The organism is Nakamurella sp. GG22, from assembly GCF_052976845.2.
In genome coordinates this window covers 50,987-76,147 of the sequence record NZ_JBRIIO020000002.1, presented here as the reverse complement: position 1 = coordinate 76,147, position 25,161 = coordinate 50,987, and the positions used below count along the sequence as shown (strand labels likewise).

Sequence of the window (25,161 nt, the reverse complement as noted above, 5' to 3'; positions counted from 1 at the left end):
GCCATGAAGCACCTGTTGAGCCGTCGAAGGACTGCCATCTTCGCCGTGATCAGCGGCGTCTCGGGGATCGTGGCGAACGTGTCGCTGGCCGGGTTCTTCGCGATGGCCGCGCCGTGGTCCGATACCCCGAGTCGGTGGGCGTGGCTGGGTCCCGTCAACGACGTGACCGGCGCGATCTCCATGGCGGCGCTGATCCCGGTCGCGATCCACCTCCGCCGGACGGTCCCGCCGTCCGAATTGCTGAGGCTGCTTTCTGGCGGCGCTGTCGCGGGGATGGGAGCGTTGGCGGTGGTCGCCCCGCTGATGCTGTCCGGGGTGGTGTCGCTGACCGCGCAATTCGCTGTGGCCGGTGTGGCTCTGCCGGTCATCTTCGGCTGGCTCGTCGTGGTCAACCGCGCCGGTCGTCGGGCGGGCGTGCTGCCCGACACCGTCGCCGTATTCGGCCGGACAGTGGGTGCCGCGGCGCTGGTCGGCACTGCCCTGGCTGCCGCCGGCGCGCTCGCACCGGCGGCGTCAACGGTGCAGCAGGTCCTGCTGGCGGCCGCCGCGGTCATCGGTCTGCCGGCCTACCTGGCGTTCCCCGTCTGGCCGATCCTGTTGGCGCGCAGGGTGCTTGGCAGGAAACCACGCCGAGTCGCAGCCGGCGACTCGTTACGAACCAGAAGGGAGACGGTGAGATGAGAATCCTGTTCGCGTGTCTGGCCGCAGACGGGCACTTCAACCCGATGACCGGCATCGCGGTCCACCTTGCCAGGACAGGCCATGAGGTTCGCTGGTACACCGGCGCCAGCATGGCCCCCCGGCTGGAACGCCTTGGCATCCCGCACGAACCGTTCGACCGGGCGACCGAGGTCACCGGCGCGACGATCCCGGAGTTGTTCCCGGAGCGGGCGTCCCTGCGTGGGCCGGCGTTGATCAGGTTCGACGGCGAGAAGATTTTTCTCTCCAACGTCGCTGCGTTCCTCGAGGACGTCCGTCAGATCAATGAGCGGTTCCCGTTCGACCTGCTGTTCTGCGATGGGGCCTTCTACGGGGCCCGGTTGATCCGGGACGTGCTCGGCAAGCGGGTCTTCACACTCGAACCAGGGTCGGAGTCACCCGTGGACGCCCCGCATCTCCCGCCGGGGTTCCTGGGTCTGAAGCCGGTGCGCTCCGCAATGGGCCGGGCTGTCTACCGGGGGGTGAGGTACGGGATGAACCGAATGGTCTACGACCATCTGCGGGCCGTCTACAATCGGACACTGGCCGATTTCGGGGTGCCGCCGATCAGCTGGTCGGTGCTGGAGGAATCCGTGCGGGTCGCGGATCGCGCCTTTCTCAACGGCGTTCCGGGACTGGCCTACCCGCGGGAGCAAACCGACGCCTCGATCCACATCGGTGCCTGTCATCCGTACCGTGACCCCAACCAGGTCGCGGACCTGCCGCCGGAGATCGGGCGCTATCGCTACACGGTCCTGGTCTCACAGGGAACCGTCGACAACATCGACCCCGGCAAGTTGATGATCCCGGCACTCGAGGCTCTTTCCGAGACGCCGTGCCTGGTGATCGTGGCAACCGGCGGGCACGGCACCCAACGCCTGCGGCGCACCTGGGCTCGGCCGAACGTCGTGATCACCGATTGGATCGACTTCGATGCCGTCCTGCCGAAGGTCGACGCCTTCATCTGCAATGGCGGCAGCGGCAGCCTGCTGCTGAGCATGAGCCATGGGGTTCCGGTGGTCGTGGCGGGCACGCGAGAAGGGAAGAACGACAACAATGCCCACGTCGAATACCTCGGCTTGGGAGTGAATCTGCACACCGAACGGCCGAGCCCGCGCAGGATCAGACGTGCAACGGTCAGAGTGCTCAGGGAGTCGCGCTACCGGGACAACGCGGCGCGAATCCGCGACGAGATCGGTCGGTACCGTCCGCTGGCGATCATCGACGGGCAGCTGGCGGCGTTGCAGCCGAGCCACTGAATCGTGCATGTGCGGCGCCCGTGACGCAACAACGTCCGTGTGTACCGGACAACCTCCGCGGAGGTTGTCCGGTGCACACGGACGTTGTTGCGATGCGCTGATGGTGGGCGCCGAACCCGGCTACCCGGGATCAGATCAGGCCGAGACCCTTGACGGCGTCACGCTCTTCGACCAGTTCCGCCACCGAGGCGTCGATCTTGCCGCGCGAGTAGTCGTCGATGTCCAGGCCCTGGACGATCTCCCAGGAGCCGTTCTTCGAGGTGGCGGGGAACCCGGAGATCAGGCCGGCCGGGACTCCGTAGGAGCCGTCGGAGACGATGCCGGCGCTCACCCAGTCGTCGGCCGGAGTTCCCAGTACCCACGAATGCACGTGGTCGATGGCGGCGTTGGCCGCCGAGGCCGCCGACGACGCGCCGCGGGCCTCGATGATGGCCGCGCCGCGCTTGGCGACCGTGGGGATGAAGGTATCCCGCAGCCAGGCACTCTCCACCTGGTCGGCGACCGGCTTGCCGTTCACCTCGGCGTGGAACAGGTCCGGGTACTGGCTGGCCGAGTGGTTGCCCCAGATGGTCATGTGCCGGATCTCGGTCACGCCGACGCCCAGCTTCTTGGCGACCTGGGTCAGCGCCCGGTTGTGGTCCAGTCGCATCATCGCGCTGAACCGCTCGGCCGGTACGTCCGGCGCGTGGGTCTGCGCGATCAGTGCGTTGGTGTTGGCCGGGTTGCCGACCACCAGCACCCGGACATCATCGGCGGCAACGGCATTGATCGCCTCACCCTGGGGCTTGAAGATCCCGCCGTTGGCCTGCAACAGGTCTGCGCGTTCCATCCCCGGGCCGCGCGGGCGTGCGCCCACCAGCAACGCCACGGACGTGCCGTCGAACGCCACTCTCGGGTCGTCGGTGATGTCGATACCAGCGAGCAGCGGGAAGGCGCAGTCGTCGAGCTCCATCGCGGTGCCCTCGGCGGACTTCAACGCGGGGGTGATCTCGAGGAGGTTGAGCTTGACCGGGGTCTCCGGTCCGAGCATGGCGCCGGATGCGATGCGGAAGAGCAAGGCGTATCCGATCTGACCCGCTGCGCCTGTGACCGTGACCGTGACCGGCTGCTTACTCATGCGATCTCCTCCTTGAGATGGGTTCTCGCACCGTCCTGTGACGGCACCAGCACTGATTGATCCGGGGCCGGCCGCAACGCCCGGACGGCGGGGCGCGGATGCGGCGGGCTGTGGACCTACGCTAGCGAGCACTCGCAGTCGGCGGGACGACGGGCCCTCCCGTTGTGGTGAGCGTCTCAGGACACCGGCGAACGCGAAATGCCGGCGGGCAACGCCGACGCCGACTGGCGATCCAGCAACCACAACGTGCGCGCCCTGCCGATCGCCCCGGCGGCCGGAAGGGCGACCTCACCGGCGCCGCCCAGCGCCATGGCGACCGCTCCGGCCTTGCTCGCGGCCGCGGTGATGATCCACACCTCGGTCGCCTGCCGAATGGTCGGCAGGGTCAACGAGATCCGGGTCGGCGGGGGCTTCGGGCAGTTCCGTACGGCGACCACCGGCCGGGTGTCGTACACCGCGGGCGACTCGGGGAAGATCGATGCCACGTGGCCCTCGTCACCCATCCCGAGCATGATCAGGTCGAGCCCGTCGCGGCCGTCGACAAGGTCCGCGTAGGCGCCGGCGCCCGCGTCGACGTCGGTGCCGAACGGTCCGTCCGACGCCGCCATCGGGTGCACCCGCGCGGGATCCACCGCGACATGGTCGAGCAGGGCCTGCCTGGCCTGCAGCTCGTTGCGCTCGGGATCGGCCGCAGGGATGAAACGTTCGTCACCCCAGAAGATCTCCACCCGGCTCCAGTCCACCGCATCCCGCGCCGGTGAGGCGTTGAGATGGGCCAGCACGCTGGTGCCGACACCGCCGCCGGTCAGCGCGATGGCGGGAATCCGGCCCGAGGACTGGATGTCGACGAGCTTGGTGACCAACCTTGCGGCCGTCGTCGCCGCCAGGAGTTCCGCTGTGCCGTGGATGACGACTTCCGGCGTCACGACGACCCCGACTTCCGGGCCGCACTGCGGCGCCGGGTGGGCCCGGTGCCTGCACCGCCCGAAGAGCCGCGCGACGCCCGCCGGGCCCGGGTGCGGCCCGCGCCGTCAGCTCCAGGTGACGCCGAGGCGGAGGGCGCGTCGGATCCCGCCGCGGTCATCTCCTCGGTGCCGCCGGGTGCGTCGGACGGTCCCTCCGACGCGGCGACGGCACTCTTCGCAACCTCTTCGCGGTCCGGTGCGGGTTCCGCGGACGCGGCCTTGGCCGGAGCCCTGCGTGACGGCGCCGACTTCCCGGTCTTCGCAGCAGGGGTGCCGCCTTTGGCGGCGGACGCCGTTTTGGCCTCGGCGTACTTGGCCACCAGGGACATCCCCTTGTTCAACACCTCCGCGTAGACGTCGTCAGCGTCCAGGCGGCGCAGCTCCTCGGACAGGCAGTCCCGCAGGCCGCGCCGGGGGAGGGCGATGCGACGCTCGGGTTGGCCACCCACCTTCAACTCGGCCGTGATGGTCTGCGGACGGACCAGGCTGATGTCCCCGGCCTTGCGGCTCAGGACGACCGAATGCAGGCCCGGGCCGGCCTTGCTCGGTGCCTTCACCCGCTCGACCGGCACCTTGAGAGCCAGCGCCAGCCAGGCGGCGAGCAGATCGGCCGACGGCGAATCGGCTGAACCGGCGACGACCGCGGCCGTGACCTTGTCGTGCGGCGGCTGATCGAGGGTGGACGCGAGCAGGCCGCGCCAGCGGGTCAGCCGGGTCCAGGCCAGGTCGGTGTCGCCGGGGCGGTAGGACTCCCGGCGCTTCGCCAGTTGGGCCACCGGACGCTTGGCCGACGCTGCATCGGTCACCCGCCGCTGGGCGAGCTTGCCGATCGGGTCCTCGGCCGGCATGTCCGGGGCCTCTCCGGGCCACCACGCGACAACCGGCGCATCCGCCAGCAGCAGCGGCACGACGACGGAGGCGGCGTGGTCGACCAACGGACCGTACAGCCGCAGCACCACCACCTCGCTGGCCCCGGCGTCACCGCCGACCCTGATCTGCGCGTCGAGCCGGGGAGAGGCGCGCCGCGAACCACGGGCGACCACGATCACCCGGCAGGGATGCTCGAACGATGCGGCGTTGGCCGCGGCGATCGGATCCTCGGTGGCAGCGTCCTCGGTGACGATCACCAGGGTGAGCACCCGGCCGAGCGCGACCGAGCCGCCCTTCTCACGCATGTCCACCAGTGTCTTGTTGATCTTGGACGAATTCGTGGTGGGCAGATCGACGATCACCGGTGGCTCCCCAGATGCGATGCGGCTCGAGATACGAACGGCGCTGTCATGGTCGCCGCCACGCGCGGCCGTCGCGGGCCATCATCGCGTCGGCGCTCGCCGGACCCCAGGAACCGGGGAGGTACTGCTCGGGCTGACCGGCGCTGCGGGCCCAGTGCTTCTCGATCGGATCGAGGATCTTCCAGGAGAGCTCGACCTCCTCGTCCTGCGGGAACAGCGACGGTTCACCGAGCAGGACGTCCAGGATCAACCGCTCGTAGGCCTCCGGGGACGCCTCGGTGAACGACTGCCCGTAGGAGAAGTCCATCGACACATCGCGGACCTCCATCGCCGGGCCCGGCACCTTCGAGCCGAATCTGATCGTCACGCCCTCATCGGGTTGAACCCGGATGACCAGCATGTTCGAGCCGAGTTCCTCGGTGTCGTTGTGCGAGAAAGGAAGGTGCGGCGCTCTTTTGAAGACGACGGCGATCTCCGAGACCCGCTTGCCCATGCGCTTCCCGGTGCGCAGGTAGAACGGCACGCCGGCCCACCGCCGGTTCTCCACCAGCAGTTTGACGGCGGCGTAGGTCTCGGTGGTGGACGTCTTGGAGATGCCCTCCTCCTCGAGGTATCCCAGCACCCTGCTGCCGCCCTGCCAGCCGCCCGCGTACTGCCCGCGCGCGGTGCCCGTGCTCAGGTCCTTGGGCAGCTGGACCGCCGAGAGGACCTTGACCTTCTCCCTGCGGAGGTCCTTGGGGTCGAAGGCGACGGGCTCCTCCATCGCGGTCAATGCCATCAACTGCAGCAGGTGGTTCTGGATGACGTCCCTGGCGGCGCCGATGCCGTCGTAGTAGCCCGCGCGGCCGCCGACGCCGATGTCCTCGGCCTGGGTGATTTGGACGTGGTCGACGTAGTTGCTGTTCCAGATCGGTTCGTAGAGCTGGTTGGCGAACCGCAGCGCCAACAGGTTCTGCACCGTCTCCTTGCCGAGATAGTGGTCGATCCGGAACACGGACTCGGACGGGAAGACGTCGTTCACCAGGGTGTTCAGTTCGACCGCCGACTTCAGGTCGTGCCCGAACGGCTTCTCGATGACGACCCGCCGCCACTCCTCGCCCTTCGGCTCGCACAGCCCCGAACGCTTGAGCTGTTGCAGCACAAGGGGAAACGCACCCGGCGGGATGGAGAAGTAGAACGCGTGGTTGCCGCCGGTGCCGCGGATCCGGTCCAGGTCGGTGAGGGTCTGGGCAAGATTGTCGAAGGCCAGGTCATCGTCGAACGCGCCCTGGACGAACCGGAACCCCTCGGCCAGATGCCGCCAGACCTCTTCCGAGAAAGGGGTTCTCGCGTACTCACGGACCGCGTCGTGGACCACCTTGCTGAAGTCCTCGTCGGCCCAATCCCGCCGGGCGAACCCGACCAGGGCGAAACCGGGGGGGAGCAACCCCCGGTTCGCCAGGTCGTAGATCGCCGGCATCAGCTTCTTGCGTGACAGGTCCCCGGTGACGCCGAAGATCACGATTCCGGACGGTCCGGCGATCCTGGGCAACCGCTTGTCGCGCGGATCGCGGAGCGGGTTGAGCGCCGTGGGAGCCATGGCCGAGGTCCTCTCAGGTCAGAATGCGGGAGCCGAACGGGTGGTGCTCCGCCTGTCTACACCGAAGCATCGTCGATTCGGCGGCGCCGCGTCAGCCCTTGGAGTGCTTGGCCAATTCCTGGCTGACCGACTCCAGCAGCTCGCCCCAGGCCTGCTCGAACTTCTCGACGCCCTCGGTCTCCAGGACCTCGAACACGTCGTTCAGATCGACACCCACGGCTTCCAGTGCGCTGAACGTGGCCGATGCCGCGCCGTAGGTGCCATGGATCGTGTTGCCACGGATGACGCCGTGGTCGGCGACCGCGTCGATCGTCTTCTCGGGCGCGGTGTTGACCGTTCCGGGCGCGACAAGCTCGACGACGTAACGGGTGTCGTCGTAAGCGGGGTCCTTGACGCCGGTGGAGGCCCACAGCGGGCGCTGCTTGTTGGCGCCTGCGGCCTCGAGTGCTTCCCAGCGGGGTCCGGTGAACGTCTGCTCGTACGCCTGGTAGGCGAGCCGGGCGTTGGCGATCGCGGCCTCGCCCAGCAGAGACTGCGCCTCGGGGCTACCGATCGCCTTCAGCCGCTTGTCGATCTCGCTGTCCACCCGGGAAACGAAGAACGAAGCGACCGAATGAATCTGGGTCAGGTCCTGACCGTTCGACTTCGCCTGCTCCAGTCCGGTGAGGTAGGCATCCATCACTGCGGCGTACCGCTCCAGGGAGAAGATCAGCGTGACGTTGACGCTGATTCCCTCGGCGGTCACGGCGGTGATGGCGGGCAGCCCGGCCAGAGTCGCCGGGATCTTGATCAGGACGTTCGGCCGATCGACGATCTTGGCGAGTTCCTGGGCCTGCGCGATCGTCTTCTCGGTGTCGTGCGCGAGCCTCGGGTCGACCTCGATCGAGACACGTCCGTCGACGTGTCCGGACGACTCGAAGGTGGCGGTGAACAGGTCGCAGGCGTCCCGGACGTCGTCAGTGGTCACCTCACGGACGACATCGTCGACACCGGCGCCGCGGGCGGCCAGCTCGTCGAGCTGCTTCTGGTACGAAGCCCCGTCCTTGAGCGCCGCCTGGAAGATCGAGGGATTGGTGGTGACCCCGACGATGTGCTTGTCGGCGATCAGTTCCTTGAGGTTGCCCGAGTGCAGCCGCTGGCGGGACAGGTCGTCCAGCCACAGCGATACCCCTGCTTCGGCGAGATCGGCGAGCGGGTTGTTGGAGCTCTGGGGAGTGGTCATCGCGATCAGCTTCCTTCTCGATGTGTGGTCAGGTCGATGCTGGTGATGGAGTGCAATGCGTCAGTTGGGCGCGGTGCGCTCGGGTCCCGAGGTGTCCGTGCCGGCATGCGCGAGCTGGTCCGGGCTGGACTCGGTGCTCGGTCCGGTCCCATCGGATGCGGCGGCCAGAGCATCCTTCGCGTTCGCGACGGCGGCCTCCGAGGTGATCCCGAATTCCTTGTACAGCGTCTTGAAATCGGCCGACGCGCCGTAGTGCTCGAGTGAGACCGGCCGGCCGTGGGCGCCCAGCCAGCGCCACCACGGCTGGGCGATCCCGGCTTCGATGGAGACCCGCGCCGTGACGGCCGACGGCAGCACGGACTCGATGTAGCTGCTGTCCTGGGTCTGGAACCAGTCCAGGCACGGCATGGAGACCACGCGGGTTCCGATGCCCTGCTCCTGCAACGTCTTTCGGGCTTCGACCGCGATCTGCAGTTCGGAGCCGGTGGCGATCAGGATGACCTGCAGGTCACCGTCGGCGTCGGCCAGGATGTAGCCGCCCTTGGCAACCCCCTCGGCCTTGGTGCCCTCCAGGACCGGGATCGCCTGCCGGGTCAGGCAGATGCCGACCGGGCCGGAGAACCAGTCGTGCTGGCGCTCCAGGATCGCCTGCCAGGCGAAGGCGGTCTCGTTGGCGTCGCCCGGCCGGACGATCGACAGCCCCGGGATGGCCCGCAGTGCCGCGAGGTGCTCGACCGGCTGGTGGGTGGGGCCGTCCTCGCCGAGACCGATCGAATCGTGCGTCCAGACGTAGGTCGCGGGTGCGCCCATCACCGCCGCCAGCCGGACCGCGCCGCGCATGTAGTCGGAGAACGTCAGGAAGGTGCCGCCGTAGGGCCGCGTCGGTCCGTGCATGACGATGCCGGTGAGAATGGCGCCCATCGCGTGCTCACGGATGCCGAAGTGCAGCGTCCGGCCGTAAGGCTGGGCATCCCAGTGCGAGGTCTTCGCGGCCGCGGGCCCGAACGACGGCTCGCCGCTCATCGTCGTGTTGTTGGACTCGGCGAGGTCGGCCGATCCGCCCCACAGTTCCGGCAGCACCGGGGCCAGTGCGTTGAGCACCTTGCCGGACGCCGCCCGGGTCGCGACCCCCTTCGGGTCGGGGTCCCAGCTGGGGAAGGCGTCGGTCCAGCCGTCGGGCAGCTCGCGTGCGGTCACCCGGTCGAACAGCGCCTTGCGCTCGGGATTGGCCTTCGCCCACTCGTCGAAACGTCGCTGCCATGCGGCTTTCGCCGTCTCGCCGCGGTCCACGGCCTGCCGGGTGTGCTTGATGACGACGTCGTCGACGTCGAAGGTGGCGTCCGGGTCGAAGCCGAGAATTTTCTTCACCGCGGCGACCTCCTCGTCGCCGAGCGCCGCGCCGTGCGCCTTGCCGGTGTTCATCAGCTTCGGTGCCGGATACCCGATGACGGTCCGCAGCTGGATGAACGAGGGCCGGTCGGTGACCGCCTTCGCGGCCTCGATGGCCTCCAGGATCCCAACGACGTTCTCGCCGCCCTCCACCTTCTGCACGTGCCAGCCGTACGCCTCGTAGCGGGCAGCGACGTCCTCGGAGAGTGCGATGTTGGTGTCGTCCTCGATCGAGATCTCGTTGTGGTCGTAGAAGACGATCAGGTTGCCCAGCTCCTGGCGGCCCGCGATCGACGAGGCCTCGGAGGTGACGCCCTCCTCGATGTCGCCGTCGGAGCAGATGACGTAGACGTAGTGGTCGAACACCGATTCACCCGGCGCGGGATCCGGGTCGAACAGGCCACGTTCGCGGCGGGCGGCCATCGCCATTCCGACCGCGGACGACAGGCCCTGTCCGAGCGGCCCGGTGGTGATCTCCACACCCTTGGTGTGGTGGTACTCGGGGTGCCCGGGGGTCAGCGATCCCCAGGTCCGCAGCGACTTCAGGTCGTCGATTTCCAGACCGAAGCCGGCCAGGTACAGCTGGATGTAGAGCGTCAGGCTGGAATGCCCGCAGGACAGCACAAACCGGTCCCGGCCCACCCAGTGCGGATCGGTCGGGTCGTGGTCCATCACCCGTTGGAACAGCGTGTAGGCGAGCGGCGCCAGGCTCATGGCGGTCCCGGGGTGGCCGTTGCCGACCTTCTGCACCGCATCGGCGGCGAGGACCCGGGCAGTGTCCACCGCACGGGTGTCGACCTCCGACCAGTCGTCCGGCACATGAGGTGCTGTGAGGGCGGCGATATCGGCAGTGGCGGCTGACATGGTCACGAGCGAGCGACCTCCTGGGCGGGCGATCGCCACAGCAGACGCGGAGGCAATCGCGGAACGTGTCTGATTGGTGCAGATCAACCGAACGCCGGTGGCGATCAGCACATCAACAGTAGTACGGACAGGGTTACCTCCTGATGGGGGACCAAACGCACGGCGTGATCATCGCCGGGAGGGCCGCCGGGGGGACCAACTGTCGGGCGCGCGGTGCTTGCACGGCCCGGTCACGGCGCGCCCGGGGTCGCCCACATAGGATGACTGCGGGTTGCGTCTGTCGCACCGTCGTGCGGACGGGCCGATGCCTGCGTGGCCCGTCGTCCCGAGGTCGAGAAGGAGTGACGTGGAGGTCGTATCGCGGTCGGACCCGGCCGAGCAGGACGGGCCGGACCTGGCTTCTTCCGCGTCGGCGGCCCTCGCCGCCCAGCAGACCGACGGTGCTCCGCAGCCCGGGCCCGCGGTCGGTTTTCGCGACAGGGTCGGCGCCTATGTGGCACTGACCAAGCCGCGGATCATCGAACTGCTGCTGATCACCACCATCCCGGCCATGTTCGCCGCCCAGCGCGGTGTCCCGCCGATCACCCTGGTGATCGCGACACTGGTCGGCGGCACGCTCGCCGCGGGCAGCGCAAATGCGCTGAACTGCGTCGTCGACGCCGACATCGACGCCCTCATGCGCCGGACCCGAGGGCGGCCGCTGGCCAGGCACGCCGTGTCCACCCGAGCGGCGCTGATCTTCGGGATCGTGCTGGGCGTACTGGCCGCGGTCGAGCTGTGGCTGACCACGACGTGGCAGGCGTCGGTGCTGGCAGTGGTCGCAATCCTGTTCTACGTCTTCGTCTATTCCATGGTGCTCAAGCGCCGCACCTCGCAGAACATCGTCTGGGGCGGCCTGGCCGGCTGCATGCCGGTCATCATCGGCTGGTCCGCGGTGACCGGCACCATCGGCTGGCCGGCCTGGGTGTTCTTCGGCGTGATCTTCTTCTGGACTCCGCCGCACACCTGGGCACTGGCGATGCGGTACCGCGCGGACTACGCGGCCGCGGGTGTTCCGATGCTGCCGGTGGTCGCCACCGAGCGGGAGGTCGTCCGGCAGATCGTGCTCTACAGCTGGGCCATGGTTGCCTGCTCGCTCCTGCTGGTGCCCGCCTCGTCGTGGATCTACGCCGCTGTCGCGGTTCCGGTGGGGCTCTGGTTCCTGGCGATGGCGCACCTGTTGCACCAGCGGGTGCTGCGCGGGTCGACCGCGAAACCGATGACGCTGTTCCACTTCTCGAACCTGTACCTGACCGGCGTGTCGGTGGCGTGGGCGGTCGATTCGGTCGTCGCCATGCCGGTTCTCGGCTGGCCCTGGTGAGCACGCCGGCCGGTTCGGCCGGCACCGGCGACCACAGCACCGCGGCGCTGACCGGGTCCGATCAGGCGAAGGTCGGGGAGCTGCGAGATTTCGTCGCCGCGCACGGCGGCAAGGGTGTCGCGGTGATCAATTATCTGGGCCGGGTGGGTGCCCGCATCGTCGTGGTCGCCGACGACGGTGCGTTCGGTGACGCCGTTGCCGGCAGCGTCGAGATCGCCGCGGAGATCTGCGAGCAGGCCGGCATCCCGGTCGCCGACGGCTGGAACCGTGAGCTGTCCGCGACCATCAGCCCGAGCCCGGAAGACCGCGAACGGATGGCCGGAAGAGGTCGCTGACCGGCATCGTCCGAGAGGCGCGGCAATGACAATTTAAATTGTCGTTGACAACTTCCGTTGTCTGGTGCAGTGTCTGTGACGTGGAACTCGACGAGATGTACGACTACATCGCAACGCTGCTCGCGGACGCTGCCGCGGTGCCGCCGACGTCGGACAGCGAACTCGAGTTCGAGCTGACCAAGATCCGGCTCATCTCCCAGGCCAGGCTGGTCCTCGACATCATCGAGGCCCAGTCGGTGCACACACTGCGGTCGTCCGTGCCGCAACCCAGCTACGGCGAGATCGGTGACGCGCAGGGCATCAGCAAACAGGCCGCCCGCATCCGTCACACCAAGTTGGAGCAGGTGCTGCGCGTCCATCAGATGGACGGCCGCCGGCACAGCTTCTCCAAGGCGGTCGTCAGCAGCAAGCACCGCCGGGCGGCGGCACCGGTCCGGCAGGCCCGACGACGTTCCGACAGCTGACCGCCGCTCCCTCCAGCAGTCCCGCACAGCACACCTCCCGCGTACCTCTCTGCCCCGGTACGACCGACCCCGAAAGGTTTGCCATGTCCAACCCCAAGCTGGTCAACGAGCACACGTCCGCGTTCTTCGGTGCGGCCGTCGCCTTCCTGGTGACGACCGCTGCGTGGAACCTGGCGAACATCTGGCTGCTCGACGTCTCCGTGCAGCAGCGGTACACCATCGGCATGGGCATCCTGTGCTCGATGTTCGCCACCGTCGTGGTGTCAAAGGTGATCCGCGACCGCGAGGAATCCCGCGCACTGGTGAACGGGATCCGGCAGGCCCGCTACGAGGAGGTGCTGGCGAACGCGCCGGCTCCGGGGCTCGGCTCGATCTGACTTGATCCAGCACGCAGGGTGACCAGATGGCCTCGGAAGGCTTGTAAAGTGGACAAAAGGTAGTTCCCGAGCGATCCGGGGTCTACGCTCCGCAGCACGGCGTAGCCATATCGGACGCGCCGGGTGAGCCGGGGGGCCAACATGCGACGGTCGTCGTCATCCAGTGCGGTCGGGCTGCTGCTCGTCGTCGGGCTCGTGCTGGGGGCCACCATCGCGCCGCCGTCAGCGGTGGCCGCGACGGCGGTTCCCCGGTACGACCACGTGCTGATGGTGATCATGGAGAACCACTCCGCGGACAGCATCATCCCCAATGCCGCGGCGCCGTACATCAACTCGCTGGCCGGCGAGGGTGCTTCGATGACGCAGTCCTACGGCGTCACACATCCGAGCCAGCCCAACTACATCGCCCTGTTCTCCGGAGGGCTGCAGGGGGTCGTCGACAACACCTGCCCCAACACCCTCACCGCCGACAACCTCGGTTCTCAGCTGATCGCCGCCGGGCTCAGTTTCACCGGGTATTCCGAGTCGATGCCCAGTGCGGGCTACACCGGCTGCCAAGCGACCGGCGGATATGCGCGCAAGCACAACCCGTGGGTGAACTTCACCAACCTGCCGGCGAGCGTCAACCAGCCGCTCACCAGCCTGCCGACCGACTGGGCGACCCTGCCGACGGTGTCGATCGTGGTTCCCAACCTGCTCAACGACATGCACGACGGCACGATCGGGCAGGCGGACAGCTGGCTGCGTGACCGCTTCGACGGCTATCTGCAGTGGGCGAAGCTGCACAACAGCCTGCTGATCGTCACGTTCGACGAGGACGACAACACCGCCGGCAACCGCATCCCGACCATCTTCGCCGGCGCCGGCGTCCGCGCCGGGCAGTACCCGGAACGGATCACGCATTACAACGTGCTGCGCACCCTGCAGGACATGTACGGCCTCGCCCCGCTGGGTGCCAGTGCGACAGCCGGTGCGGTGACGGACATCTGGGCGACATCGCCGACCAATCAGGCTCCCGTACCGGCGTTCTCCGGATCCTGCGTCGAGCTCGCGTGCTTGGTCAACGCCGGCGCGTCCGCCGATCCGGACGGCAGCATCGCGTCCTATGCCTGGGACTGGGGTGACGGCGCGACGTCCACGGGCGTGACGGCAAGCCACTCCTTCGCCGCCGCGGGGGCCAGGACGGTGACCCTGCTGGTCACCGACAACCTGGGTCGCAGTGCATCCCTGTCCAAGGTGATCACGGCGACCAGCGCACCCGGCCAGCCGTTCGCCGTCGACTCGTTCGCCCGCACCAGGGCCAGCGGCTGGGGGGCGGCCGACGTCGGCGGCAGCTGGACGGTCGGCTCGTCCGCGAACTCCGCGGTCGGCGGCGGAACCGGTTCCCTCACGGTGAATCTCGGGCAGACCAACACGGCAGTGCTACCCGCCGTGAGCAGCAGTGACACCGATCTGCAGACCACGTTCGCTGCCGACCGGTTACCGACCGGCAGTGGGGTTTACCTGTCCATCATCGGGCGCCGGGCCGGCCCGAATCTCGAGTACGGCGCCCGGGTGATGGTCCGGGCCGACGGGCAACTCGGGCTGCTGCTGACCTCCCTTGCCGGAACGTCGACCGCCGTCGTCCTCAAGCCGCAGATCATCGTTCCGGCGGTGGCGATGGCGAACGGTGCGGCGGCCAAGATCCGCCTGCAGGTCACCGGCACCGCCCCGACCACCATCCGGGCGAAGGTCTGGCAGGCCACGGCCACCGAGCCTGCCGCCTGGCAACTGATCGCGACCGACTCTTTCGCCGGTCTCCAGGCTCCGGGATCGGTCGGCGTCAGCCCGTACCTGTCCAGCAGCTCGACCGTCAGCCCGATCGTGCTGCGCTTCCGGGACTTCTCCGCGCGGCCGACCAACCAGCCGCCGTCGGCGGCATTCACCTCCGCCTGCACGCTGCTGGACTGCTCGGCGGACAGCGCGGGCTCGGCGGATCCGGATGGCAGCATCGCGTCCTACGCCTGGAGCTGGGGTGACGGGACGACCGGCGCGGGGGCGATCGGCGAGCATACCTATGCGGTCGCCGGGTCGTACACGGTGACCTTGACGGTGACCGACAACCGCGGCACGTCCTCGAGCGTGTCGCGCGTCGTCACCGTCACCGGCGGCGGATCGAACGTGCCGCCGTCCGCCGTCGCCGCGGTGAGCTGCGCACAGCTGGTGTGCACGGCCAGCGGCGCGGGATCGGCGGATCCCGACGGCACCATCGCCTCCTACTCCTGGAGCTGGGGCGACGGCGGCACCGGTACGGGTCTGACCAGCACGCACACCTATGTCACTGCCGGCTCCTACCCGGTTGCGCTGACCGTCACCGACAATGCCGGCGCAACCGCGAGCACCAGCCGGACCGCGACACCGACGGCGGCTCCCACCGGTCCGTTCGCCGCCGACTCCTTCGCGCGCACGCTGTCCGCCGGATGGGGATCGGCAGACAAGGGTGGAGCCTGGACGGTCAGCGGGCTGACCTCGAAGTACTCCGTCGGGGGCGGCGTCGGGTCGATGACCGCGAAGGCGGGCGAGACAGATTCCGCTGTCCTGCAAGCCGTGTCGTCCACGGACACCGATTTCAGGACGACGCTGAAGACGAGCGCGCTGGCGACCGGGAACGGCACCTACATCACGCTGATCGGCCGGCGGGTGGGCACGAACCTGGAGTATCAGGCGGGAGCGCGGGTCCGTGCGGACGGCTCCGTCGTGATCAAGCTGACCGCACTGACCGGCACCAGCACCGCCGTGACGGTCAAGCCCGAGATCGCGCCGACCGGATTGACGATCGCCGGCGGAGGCTCGGTCGCCGCCCGTTTCCAGGTCACCGGCACCGCCCCGACGACGCTCCGGCTGAAGGTCTGGAAAACCGGAACCGCCGAACCGGCGGCCTGGCAGCTCACCGCCACCGACACCACCGCGGCGTTGCAGGCAGCGGGATCGGTGGGCGTCGCCGCCTACGTGTCGAGCGCGTCCACCGTGACGCCGGTGACGGTGCGGGTCTCCGACCTGTCCGCCGGACGGGTCACCGGCTGAGGCCCGCCGGGTGCCGGACCGCGGGTGCGCGTCGCCATCGCCACCGCAGCGGCCGCAGCCGTCAGCACAACAGCACCCAGTACGTGGGCGACGACGAGAACCTCGGGGACACCGGTCGCGTACTGCACCAGGCCGATCAGTCCCTGGCCGGCGGTGACGGCGACGAGCACCCACGCCCGCACCATCAGCCGGCGCGGGGCCCGGACGGCGAGGTAGCCCACCGCCATCGCCACCAGCAGTCCGAGGTAGGCGAACATCAGGTCGGCGTGCACCTGTGCGAGTGCCCGGACCGGGAGGTCCAGTCGCGGGGTGGCGTCATCGCCGCCGTGCGGGCCGGCCGCGGTCACCAGAGTGCCCGCCGTGCACAGCGCGCCGAGGACGGCGACGGTCACCCAGGTCAGCACCTGCAACGGGCGCGGAATGACGGGCACAGGGGGATCGTCGGTTTCACCGAGCCGGACCAGCACCACGATCGAGACGAAGAGCAGCAGCAGCGACACCAGCATGTGCGGCGCGACGGTCCACCAGGCCAGCCCGGTCAGCACCGTGATCCCGCCCCAGACGGCCTGGAACAGCACACCGAGCGGCAGCACCAGGGCGAGCCACATCAGGCTCGGCCGCTTCGGTCGGGCCCGCCAGATCAGCAGGAAGGTGCCGAGCGAGGCGATCAACACGACGCCGGTGAGCGTGCGATTGCCGAACTCGATCGCCTGGTGGAACGACGACAGGTCCGCCCTGCTGATCGGCACGACAGATCCGGGATGGCATTCCGGCCAGGTCGGGCAGCCGAGCCCGGAGCCGGTGACCCGCACGGTCGCACCCGTGACGGCGATCCCGCCGTTGGTCAGCACCGCCGCCCAGGCGAAGATCCGCTGTAGGCGCAGGGAGGGCGACCGGCGCCACCACGGCCGCCCGTCGATGGGCGCCGCGTCGCGGGAAGTGGTCGTCATTGCCATTGGAACCACCGTACGGTGGCCGCCCAGCCCACCGCTGTCCATGCCGCCAAGATCACCACGGCCAGCAGCGGCGGCGGCGCCCCGTCCTGCAGGACCGCCCGCAGCGCCTGCGACATGGCACCGGCCGGGGTCAGTTCGCCGATGGTCCGCAGCGCGGCAGGTGACTGATCCAGCGGCACGATGATGCCGCCGACCATGACGAAAACCAGCCAGATCAGGTTGGCGACGGCCAGCACCGCCTCCGCGCGGAGCGTGCCGCCGATCAGCAGCGCCAGCCCCATGAAGGCGGCCGTCCCCAGCAGGATGATGGCCAGCAACCACAACGGGTTGCCGTGCGGTTGCCAGCCCATCAGCAGCCCGACAGCCCCGAGAACCACGACCTGGCCCGCGATCACGACCAGCGTTGCCGCGCACTTGCCCGCGATGAGCTGCGACCGGCTGACTCCGGCCGCCGCCAGCCGTTTGAGCACCCCGTACCGCCGGTCGAACCCCGTGGTGATCGACTGCGAGGTGAACGCCGAGGACAGCACGGCGAGCACCAGCACACCGGGAACGACGGCGTTGATCCTGGGCTCCGGCAGGCTGACGACGGTGATCAGCGTTCCGCCGATCAGTGCGACCAGCGGTATGACGATCGCCAGCAGCAGCTGCTCGCCGTTGCGCAGCGTCAACCGGAGTTCCAGACCCGCGGTGGCGGTAATCCGCCGGATCGGCGGTGCGGGAGCCGGATCGGCGGCGAAGGTGCCGGGCGGGAACTGCTCCTGCCAGGCCGGGGCGGGTGGTGACGTCATGTTCGGATCCTTTTGCCCGTCAGTTCCAGGTACACATCGTCCAGCGAGCGGCGGCCGACCTGCAGATCGCCGGGCATCACGCCGACCCGCGCGCAGAACGAGGTCACGGTGGCCACCGTCGACGGGACGATGTCGCCCTCGACCAGGTACCGGCCGCTCGAGGTCTCCTGGACCGCGAAGCCGTCCGGCAGCGCCGACCGCAGCAGGTCGACATCGAGGCCTGCGGTGGCCGCGAAGCGCAACTGCCCGGTCGCCCCGCCCGTCAGCTCCGCGGGTGTGCCGTCGGCGACCACCCGGCCGCGGTCGATGATCACCACCCGGTCAGCGAGCAGCTCTGCCTCGTCGAGCAGGTGTGTCGTCAGCAGAATGGCGACACCGTCCGCGCGGGCCGCTCGCAGCAGGTCCCACACCAGGTGACGTGCCTGCGGATCCATCCCCGCGGTGGGCTCGTCGAGGAAGAGCAGTTCGGGCCGCCCGACCAGCGCCATGGCCAGGCTCAGCCTCTGCACCTGGCCACCGGAGAGCCGTCGCACCGGGGTGCGGGCCGCGTCCTGGAGACCGAGAGTGCTGAGCAGCCAACCGGTGTCGAGGGGGCGGGCGGCGCACCGGGCGATGACGTCCAGCATCTCGCCGGCCCGTGCGGCGGCATGGGATCCGCCGGCCTGCAGCATGACGCCGATCCGCGGCCTGAGCGCCGCACTGTCCCGCCACGAGTCGAGCCCGAGCACCCGCACGGATCCGCCGTCGGGCCGGGCGAACCCCGTGCACACGTCCAGGGTGGTGGTCTTTCCAGCGCCGTTCGGTCCGAGCAGCGCGACCAGGGACCCGCGCGGCACGGTGAAGGAGATGCCATCGACGGCGCGGTGAGCGCCGAATTGCCTGACCAGGCCGTCGACGACGATGGCCGGGTTGTCCCGCTGCGCTGATGCCTGGGGCGCGCCGATCGCCCGCTCCGCCGCGGTGGGACCGGGCTGCGGCCGCTCCAACGCGGCGCTGCGTGGTCGGGATTCGGGCGGGTGCGTCACAAGCGCCGAGGATATGCGGCCGGACCGGCGGGCCTGACCCCGCCGGATGTGTCGTTGGTATCAGTGGGGTCAGTATCAGTGGAGTCCGTATCGGTGGAGTCGGCAACAGTGGAGTTCGCGGCAACCGAATCGTGCGGCATGGCGCGCGTCCGCGGCAGCCCGGACCTGCGCAGCGCCCAGAACACGGCGCCGACGACGACCGCTGCGACGATCACCGCCTGCACGATGACGTAGGCCGGGATGGTGGCGCCGTTCGGCATGATCGTCACGGAGAACAGCACGGTCAGCCAGATCGTCACCGTGCGGTAGCGGGGGTCGGCCGTCGCGGCGGCCAGCGGCAGGGCAGCCCACAGCAGGTACCAGGGCTGGATCACCGGCGCCAGCAGCACGAACGCGCCCATCGCCATCCCGAGGCCCAGGACCGGATTGATCCGGCGCTGCCAGCACTGCCACATAATGGCGATCGCGATAACGGAGCCGATCAGGGTGCCGACCGGCTGCATGACGTCCAGCACCGCCTGGGTGTGATCGCCGAGCCCGAGCAGCAGGCCGATCTGACCGGCGCCGACGCCCATGCTCGTCGAGGCGGACAGGAACGACCGCACGGATCCGGGCGCGCTCAGCGCGGCCAGCCATCCGAATCCCACCCCGGAGATCCAGGTGAAGGCAGCGAACGTCACGGCGGCGATCGCACCGACCTGGAGGCCGCAGCGCAACAGGTCACGCCATCGGCCGCCGGCCCGCAGCGCCAGCATGATCACCAGAAAAGCCAGCGTCATCGCCGCGGTCGCCTTGATGCCGACCCCCAGCGTGATCAGCACGACGCCGCCGGCCAAAGTCCGCTCCCAGGCGATGACCATCCCGGCGAGCATCGCGCCCAGCATCAGGGCCTCGTTGTGACCGCCGCCGATCAGGTGGAACAGCACCAGCGGGTTGAGCGCGCCGAGCCAGAGCGCCGCCACCGGGTCGAACCCGCAGATCCGGGCCAGCCGGGGGAGTGCCCAGACGATCATCGCGACACCGATCAGCTCCACCACGCGCTGCAGCAGCACACCCGCGACCAGATTGTCGCCGGCGACCCGCACCACCGCCTGGGCGATCAGCAGGTAGACCGGCCCGTACGGACTGGCTGTGTGCTGCCATCGCACGTCGACCTGGTGGGCGTAGGGGTCGGTGTCCCCGAGGACGTCGTACGGCCCGGAGTCGTACGGGTTGAAGCCGTTCACCATCATCGAGCCGACGGCGAGGTAGGAGTAGACGTCCCGGGAGAACAGCGGCGGGGTGACCATCAGCGGAACGGCCCACATGGCGACCGTGTGACTGAGCTGGCTGCGGGAGAGCCGGCGGCTGCGGCCGGGCGCGGCGAGCCGGCCGATCAGCACCCAGCTGAGCACGATCAGCCCGATGCCGGCGTAGGAGCAGGCGAGCGCGGCCGGCCCGATCCGGGACAGCAACCCGATCACCCGCAGCCCGTCCACCGGGTTCGGGATGGGCGTCGCGGCCCCGTAGGAGGACCCGGTGCCGAGCATCAGCAGCAGGGCGCCGACCGTGCCCCAGCGGCGGAGCCGGCTCAGTTGGCGGCGTTCGGTAGCGTCCAGCGGATCGGCCGGTGGGGGTGGTGTTCCGTCGAGCGGCGGCGCGAATCGCCGGAGACGGGCGCCGACGCTGCTCTCCCGCCCGGCCCGCACCCGCCCGGGTGCCGGCCGAGCAGCATGGGACGGATCAGCAGCTGACCGCTCCGTCGTCACCGCTGCAGTCTAAGGACCGGATCCGACAGGCCAGGGTGGGCGACAGAGGCCTGGACGGAGGCCTCGGGCGGGCCTGTCTTCGGGCGGGGTGGGAAGGCCCACACGCCCCGGTCGGGGAGGACCTTTGATCTTCGCGAGGAAAAAGGTCACACTGGTGTTGTGAAAACATCTGCCGTCGCCGTGCGCGCGGCCGGATCCCCGTCGGGACCGGTCGCGACGAAGGTGTCGGCAGTCGATCGGACCGAGGGCCGCACCCGGGCAGCGGTCGTTGACCTGTTGCTCGCCGACGGACCGCTGACCACCGCGGAGCTCGCCGGCAGTCTCGGTATCTCTCCCGCGGCCGTGCGCCGTCACCTCGACCAGCTGATCAACGAAGGCGCCGTCAGCTACCGCGAGGCACCGGCCCTGCGGCAACGCGGTCGCGGCCGTCCGGCCCGCTCGTACCTGCTGACCGATGTCGGCCGCTCGCGGCTGCCGCACGCCTATGACGAACTCGCGGTGCAGGCACTTGATTACCTCTCCGAGGCCGTCGGGCCGGCGGCCGTCGAGGACTTCGCCCGTCGCAGGGCGGAGGCCGTCGTCGCTCCCTACCGCAGCGAACTCGCCGCGGCCAAGGATGTTGCCGGGCGTGCGACGGTCCTGGCGAAGGCCCTGACCGGCTCGGGCTTCTCCGCCTCGCTGCACCAGGTGGGTGTCGGGCAGCAACTGTGCCAGCACCACTGTCCCGTTGGACATGTCGCGCAGAAGTACCCGCAGCTGTGCGAGGAGGAGATGGCAGTCTTCACCAGGGAACTGGGTACCTACGCCCAGCGGCTTGCCACCATCGCCCGCGGCGATGCCGTGTGCACGACTTTCATCCCGATCAGCACCATCCCACCGGCCGAGTCGGGAACCGACAGCCGAACCGATCAGCACGACAGCGATCTCGACAGCTCGACCCGTCCGAACCGCAGTGACCCATTGGAAGGACCTCGTTGATGACGACCACTCAGGACCAGACGCCGGCAACCGGCGTCGACGCCCCGATCGATACCGCCCTTGCTCCCGTCGCCGCAGCGGTGCTCGCGCCGCCGGCGCCGGCCGAGCCGCTGAGCCAGAGCCTGATCGACCAGGCCGCGACCATCGACTCGCTGGGCCGGTATGCCTTCGGGTGGTCGGACAGCGACGTCGCTGGCGCGTCGGCGAGGCGTGGTGTCGACGAGGACGTCGTCCGGGACATCTCCGAGAAGAAGAGCGAACCGCAGTGGATGCTGGAGCGCCGGCTCAAGGCGCTCAAGCTGTTCGAGCGTCAGCCGATGCCGACCTGGGGCGCCGATCTGTCGGGCATCCACTTCGACACCATCAAGTACTTCGTCCGGTCGACCGAGAAGCAGGCGGCCACCTGGGACGACCTGCCCGACGACATCAAGACCACCTACGACCGGCTGGGCATCCCCGAGGCCGAGAAGCAGCGCCTGGTCGGCGGTGTCGCCGCGCAGTACGAGTCCGAGGTCGTCTACCACCAGATCCAGGAGGACCTCGAGCGGCAGGGCGTCATCTTCCTGGACACCGACTCGGGGCTGCGTGAGCACCCGGAGATCTTCGAGAAGTACTTCGGCTCCGTCATCCCCTCCGGTGACAACAAGTTCTCCGCGCTGAACACCGCGGTGTGGTCGGGCGGATCGTTCGTCTACGTCCCGCCGGGCGTGCACGTGGAGATCCCGCTGCAGGCGTACTTCCGGATCAACACCGAGAACATGGGCCAGTTCGAGCGGACGCTGATCATCGTCGACGAGGGTGCTTACGTGCACTACGTCGAGGGCTGCACCGCGCCGATCTACAAGTCCGATTCGCTGCACTCGGCGGTCGTGGAGATCATCGTCAAGAAGGGTGGCCGGTGCCGTTACACCACCATCCAGAACTGGTCGAACAACGTCTACAACCTGGTCACCAAGCGGGCCAAGGCAGAGGCCGGCGCGACCATGGAGTGGGTCGACGGCAACATCGGCTCGAAGGTCACCATGAAGTACCCGTCGGTCTGGCTGATGGGCGAGCACGCCAAGGGTGAGGTGCTCTCGATCGCCTTCGCCGGTGAGGGGCAGCACCAGGACACCGGCGCCAAGATGCTGCATCTCGCGCCGCACACCTCGTCGAACATCATCTCCAAGTCGGTGTCCCGTGGCGGCGGTCGCACGTCGTACCGCGGGCTCGTGCAGGTCAACCCGGGCAATCACCACAGCCGCTCGACGGTGAAGTGCGATGCGCTGCTGGTGGACAACATCTCCCGCACCGACACCTACCCGTACGTCGACGTCCGCGAGGACGACGTGTCGATGGGTCACGAGGCAACGGTGTCGAAGATCAGCGAGGACCAGCTGTTCTACCTGATGAGCCGCGGCCTGACCGAGGACGAGGCAATGGCGATGATCGTCCGCGGTTTCGTCGAGCCCATCGCGCGCGAGTTGCCGATGGAGTACGCGCTCGAGCTGAACCGGCTGATCGAGCTGCAGATGGAAGGAGCGGTGGGCTGACGGTGAGCCCCGCCCTGAGCAGTCCCGCCCTGACCGACCAGAGTGCACCCGATCTCGACACCCCAGATGGATTGACGACTGACGTGACAGCTGTAGCAACCGATACCCAGCACGGCCTGAAGGAGCACTCGCACATCGGCGGGCGCACTCTTCCGGCTCAGCTCGACTCGCACCTGCACGGGACCGGCTCGGCCGACCTGGCCGATCACCCCGTGCCGTCAGGGCGCGAGGAGAACTGGCGGTTCACGCCGCTCCGGCGGCTGCGCGGCCTCGAGGTCGACGCGCCGTTCGACGGCGTCATGACCGACGAGCACCTGGACATCCAGGCACCGGAGGGCGTGACGGTTCGCCGGCTGGAAGGTGCCGAAGCCGCAGCGATCAAGGGCGTCGCGGGCCAGCTGCCCACCGACCGCCCTTCCGCCCGCGCCTGGGAGGCGAGCAGCTCCGTGCTGCTCGTCGACATCCCGGCCCGGGCCGAGCTCGCCGATCCGGTGGTCCTGACCTTCATCGGGGCATCGGCGGCGAAGGTCTCGGCCGGCCATGTGGTCGTCAGGGTCGGCGCGCAGGCAGTCGCCCAGGTCGTGATGGTGCATGAGGGCAGCGCCACGCTCGCCGACAACGTCGAGATCGTCGTCGGGGACGCCGCCCGGCTCGAGTTCGCCTCCATGGAGGAGTGGGCGGCCGACTCCGTTCACCTCTCGCACCACCACATCCGCGTCGGCCGGGACGCCACCGTCAAGCACACCGCTCTGACCTTCGGCGGGGATCTGGTCCGGGTCGTCGGCACGGTCGTCTACGACGGGCCCGGCGGCGACGCCGAGCTCACCGGGCTGTACTTCGCCGATGCCGGCCAGCACCTGGAGCACCGGCTGTTCGTCGACCACGCACAGCCGCACTGCAAGTCGCGCGCGCTGTACAAGGGTGCGCTGCAGGGCCAGAAGGCGCACACCGTCTGGATCGGTGACGTGCTGATCCGCAAGGCGGCGCAGGGCACCGACACCTACGAGATGAACCGCAACCTGATCCTGACGCACGGCGCGCGCGCGGATTCGGTGCCGAACCTGGAGATCGAGACCGGTGAGATCGTCGGCGCCGGGCACGCGAGTGCGACGGGACGTTTCGACGACGAGCAGTTGTTCTACCTGTTGTCCAGGGGCATCCCACCGGAGGTGGCCAAGCGCCTGGTGGTGCGCGGCTTCTTCGGAGAGGTGTTGCTGCGCATCGGCATCCCGTCCGTCCGCGATCGCGCGTCGGAGATCATCGAACGCGAACTCGCGATCGCCGGCATCTAATCACACGGGGGCTCCGCCCCCGTGGACCCCCGAAAGACGCAAGCGGTACTGCGACAACGAACAGATACACACCACAAAGATCAAAACCCTGGAGTAGCACGCACATGGCAACGCTGGACATCAACGACCTGCACGTCTCCGTCATCACCGACGAGGGACCGATCGAGATCCTGCGCGGGGTCGACCTTTCCGTCGCGTCGAACGAGACGCACGCCATCATGGGCCCGAACGGCTCCGGCAAGTCGACCCTCGCGTACTCGCTCGCCGGGCACCCGAAGTACCAGGTGACCAGCGGTTCGGTCACCCTCGACGGCGAGGACATCCTCGCGATGACCGTCGACGAGCGGGCGCGGGCCGGGCTGTTCCTGGCGATGCAGTACCCCGTCGAGGTGCCGGGCGTCTCGACCTCCAACTTCCTGCGCACCGCTGCGACCGCCGTCCGCGGCGAGGCGCCGCCGGTCCGCAAGTGGGTCAAGGAAGTCAAGACCGCGATGAAGGACCTGGAGATCGACGCCGACTTCGCCGAGCGTTCGGTGAACGAGGGCTTCTCCGGTGGCGAGAAGAAGCGTCACGAGATCCTGCAGCTGTCGCTGCTGCAGCCGAAGATCGCCGTCCTGGACGAGACCGACTCCGGGCTCGACGTCGACGCGCTGCGCATCGTCGCCGAGGGTGTCAACCGCTACAAGGCGGCCGGGGCCGAGGGCGACGGGGTCGGCATCATCCTGATCACCCACTACACCCGGATCCTGCGCTACATCAAGCCGGACAAGGTCCATGTGTTCGCCGGTGGCCGGGTCGTCGAGTCCGGTGGCCCCGAGCTGGCCGACGAGCTGGAGACCAACGGTTACGTGCGCTTCACCGGAGTGCCCGCGGCCGCGGTCTGACCGCTCGATTCGAGGTAGTAACGACAAGCA

Annotated in this window: 21 protein-coding genes; 11 read left to right on the top strand and 10 right to left on the bottom strand. The window is 69.0% G+C overall.

Annotation, left to right across the window (positions count from 1 at the left end; genetic code table 11):
• Positions 1–3: 3 nt before the first annotated feature.
• Positions 4–681: a hypothetical protein gene (locus ACVBEQ_RS02685; protein WP_447151884.1), complete on the top strand. Its 678-nt coding sequence runs from the start codon at positions 4–6 to the stop codon at positions 679–681.
• Positions 678–1,958, top strand: coding sequence for a glycosyltransferase (locus tag ACVBEQ_RS02680; protein ID WP_447151883.1), 1,281 nt, complete (start codon positions 678–680; stop codon positions 1,956–1,958). Before ACVBEQ_RS02685 ends, ACVBEQ_RS02680 begins: the two co-directional genes overlap by 4 nt.
• A gap of 130 nt (positions 1,959–2,088) precedes the next feature.
• Here ACVBEQ_RS02680 and ACVBEQ_RS02675 read toward each other — a convergent pair whose 3' ends face one another.
• From ACVBEQ_RS02675 to tkt, 6 genes are all read right to left on the bottom strand, one after another.
• A complete protein-coding gene (locus ACVBEQ_RS02675; RefSeq protein WP_447151882.1) occupies positions 2,089–3,075 on the bottom strand; it encodes a malate dehydrogenase in 987 nt (328 codons plus the stop codon).
• A gap of 176 nt (positions 3,076–3,251) precedes the next feature.
• Positions 3,252–4,001 (bottom strand): 6-phosphogluconolactonase, encoded by a 750-nt coding sequence (gene pgl / locus ACVBEQ_RS02670; protein WP_447151881.1) that lies wholly within the window; start codon positions 3,999–4,001, stop codon positions 3,252–3,254.
• Positions 3,998–5,272: a glucose-6-phosphate dehydrogenase assembly protein OpcA gene (locus ACVBEQ_RS02665; RefSeq protein WP_447151880.1), complete on the bottom strand. Its 1,275-nt coding sequence runs from the start codon at positions 5,270–5,272 to the stop codon at positions 3,998–4,000. Before ACVBEQ_RS02665 ends, pgl begins: the two co-directional genes overlap by 4 nt.
• Before the next feature lie 46 nt (positions 5,273–5,318).
• Positions 5,319–6,851, bottom strand: coding sequence for a glucose-6-phosphate dehydrogenase (gene zwf, locus ACVBEQ_RS02660; protein WP_447151879.1), 1,533 nt, complete (start codon positions 6,849–6,851; stop codon positions 5,319–5,321).
• A gap of 91 nt (positions 6,852–6,942) precedes the next feature.
• Positions 6,943–8,073 (bottom strand): transaldolase, encoded by a 1,131-nt coding sequence (gene tal / locus ACVBEQ_RS02655; protein ID WP_447151878.1) that lies wholly within the window; start codon positions 8,071–8,073, stop codon positions 6,943–6,945.
• A 60-nt stretch (positions 8,074–8,133) separates the two neighbouring features.
• Positions 8,134–10,326, bottom strand: coding sequence for a transketolase (gene tkt, locus ACVBEQ_RS02650; protein ID WP_447152164.1), 2,193 nt, complete (start codon positions 10,324–10,326; stop codon positions 8,134–8,136).
• 346 nt (positions 10,327–10,672) lie between these two features.
• On the opposite strand from tkt, the gene ACVBEQ_RS02645 reads away from it, so the two are divergent.
• The 5 genes from ACVBEQ_RS02645 (at position 10,673) to ACVBEQ_RS02625 (ending at position 15,925) form a co-directional block, all read left to right on the top strand.
• The gene (locus tag ACVBEQ_RS02645) at positions 10,673–11,686 is read left to right on the top strand and encodes a heme o synthase (protein ID WP_447151877.1); all 1,014 of its coding nucleotides are present in this window, start codon (positions 10,673–10,675) and stop codon (positions 11,684–11,686) included.
• Complete coding sequence (locus ACVBEQ_RS02640) at positions 11,683–12,021, top strand: hypothetical protein (protein ID WP_447151876.1); 339 nt, start codon at positions 11,683–11,685, stop codon at positions 12,019–12,021. Before ACVBEQ_RS02645 ends, ACVBEQ_RS02640 begins: the two co-directional genes overlap by 4 nt.
• Before the next feature lie 80 nt (positions 12,022–12,101).
• A complete protein-coding gene (locus ACVBEQ_RS02635) occupies positions 12,102–12,485 on the top strand; it encodes a hypothetical protein (protein WP_447151875.1) in 384 nt (127 codons plus the stop codon).
• Positions 12,486–12,568: 83 nt separating this feature from the next.
• The gene (locus tag ACVBEQ_RS02630; protein ID WP_447151874.1) at positions 12,569–12,862 is read left to right on the top strand and encodes a hypothetical protein; all 294 of its coding nucleotides are present in this window, start codon (positions 12,569–12,571) and stop codon (positions 12,860–12,862) included.
• Positions 12,863–12,985: 123 nt separating this feature from the next.
• Entirely contained in the window at positions 12,986–15,925 is a 2,940-nt protein-coding gene (locus ACVBEQ_RS02625; protein ID WP_473163156.1) for a PKD domain-containing protein, read from the top strand.
• Here ACVBEQ_RS02625 and ACVBEQ_RS02620 read toward each other — a convergent pair.
• From ACVBEQ_RS02620 to mptB, 4 genes are all read right to left on the bottom strand, one after another.
• A complete protein-coding gene (locus ACVBEQ_RS02620) occupies positions 15,847–16,875 on the bottom strand; it encodes a COX15/CtaA family protein (protein WP_473163155.1) in 1,029 nt (342 codons plus the stop codon). The genes ACVBEQ_RS02625 and ACVBEQ_RS02620 overlap by 79 nt on opposite strands.
• The gene (locus tag ACVBEQ_RS02615; protein ID WP_447151871.1) at positions 16,872–17,672 is read right to left on the bottom strand and encodes an ABC transporter permease; all 801 of its coding nucleotides are present in this window, start codon (positions 17,670–17,672) and stop codon (positions 16,872–16,874) included. The genes ACVBEQ_RS02620 and ACVBEQ_RS02615 overlap by 4 nt, the downstream gene beginning before the upstream one ends.
• The gene (locus tag ACVBEQ_RS02610; protein ID WP_447152163.1) at positions 17,669–18,616 is read right to left on the bottom strand and encodes an ABC transporter ATP-binding protein; all 948 of its coding nucleotides are present in this window, start codon (positions 18,614–18,616) and stop codon (positions 17,669–17,671) included. Before ACVBEQ_RS02610 ends, ACVBEQ_RS02615 begins: the two co-directional genes overlap by 4 nt.
• Positions 18,617–18,693: 77 nt before the next feature.
• Positions 18,694–20,445 (bottom strand): polyprenol phosphomannose-dependent alpha 1,6 mannosyltransferase MptB, encoded by a 1,752-nt coding sequence (gene mptB, locus ACVBEQ_RS02605; RefSeq protein WP_447151870.1) that lies wholly within the window; start codon positions 20,443–20,445, stop codon positions 18,694–18,696.
• Positions 20,446–20,604: 159 nt separating this feature from the next.
• On the opposite strand from mptB, the gene ACVBEQ_RS02600 reads away from it, so the two are divergent.
• The 4 genes from ACVBEQ_RS02600 to sufC all read left to right on the top strand — a co-directional run bounded on the left by ACVBEQ_RS02600 (position 20,605) and on the right by sufC (position 25,131).
• Positions 20,605–21,423 (top strand): helix-turn-helix transcriptional regulator, encoded by an 819-nt coding sequence (locus tag ACVBEQ_RS02600; protein WP_447151869.1) that lies wholly within the window; start codon positions 20,605–20,607, stop codon positions 21,421–21,423.
• Positions 21,423–22,955 carry a Fe-S cluster assembly protein SufB gene (gene sufB / locus ACVBEQ_RS02595; protein ID WP_447151868.1) on the top strand — a complete coding sequence of 511 codons (1,533 nt, stop codon included), beginning with the start codon at positions 21,423–21,425 and terminating at the stop codon, positions 22,953–22,955. The genes ACVBEQ_RS02600 and sufB overlap by 1 nt, the downstream gene beginning before the upstream one ends.
• A gap of 83 nt (positions 22,956–23,038) precedes the next feature.
• Positions 23,039–24,247 carry a Fe-S cluster assembly protein SufD gene (sufD, locus tag ACVBEQ_RS02590; protein WP_447152162.1) on the top strand — a complete coding sequence of 403 codons (1,209 nt, stop codon included), beginning with the start codon at positions 23,039–23,041 and terminating at the stop codon, positions 24,245–24,247.
• 104 nt (positions 24,248–24,351) lie between these two features.
• Positions 24,352–25,131 (top strand): Fe-S cluster assembly ATPase SufC, encoded by a 780-nt coding sequence (sufC, locus tag ACVBEQ_RS02585; protein WP_447151867.1) that lies wholly within the window; start codon positions 24,352–24,354, stop codon positions 25,129–25,131.
• Positions 25,132–25,161 lie beyond the last annotated feature (30 nt).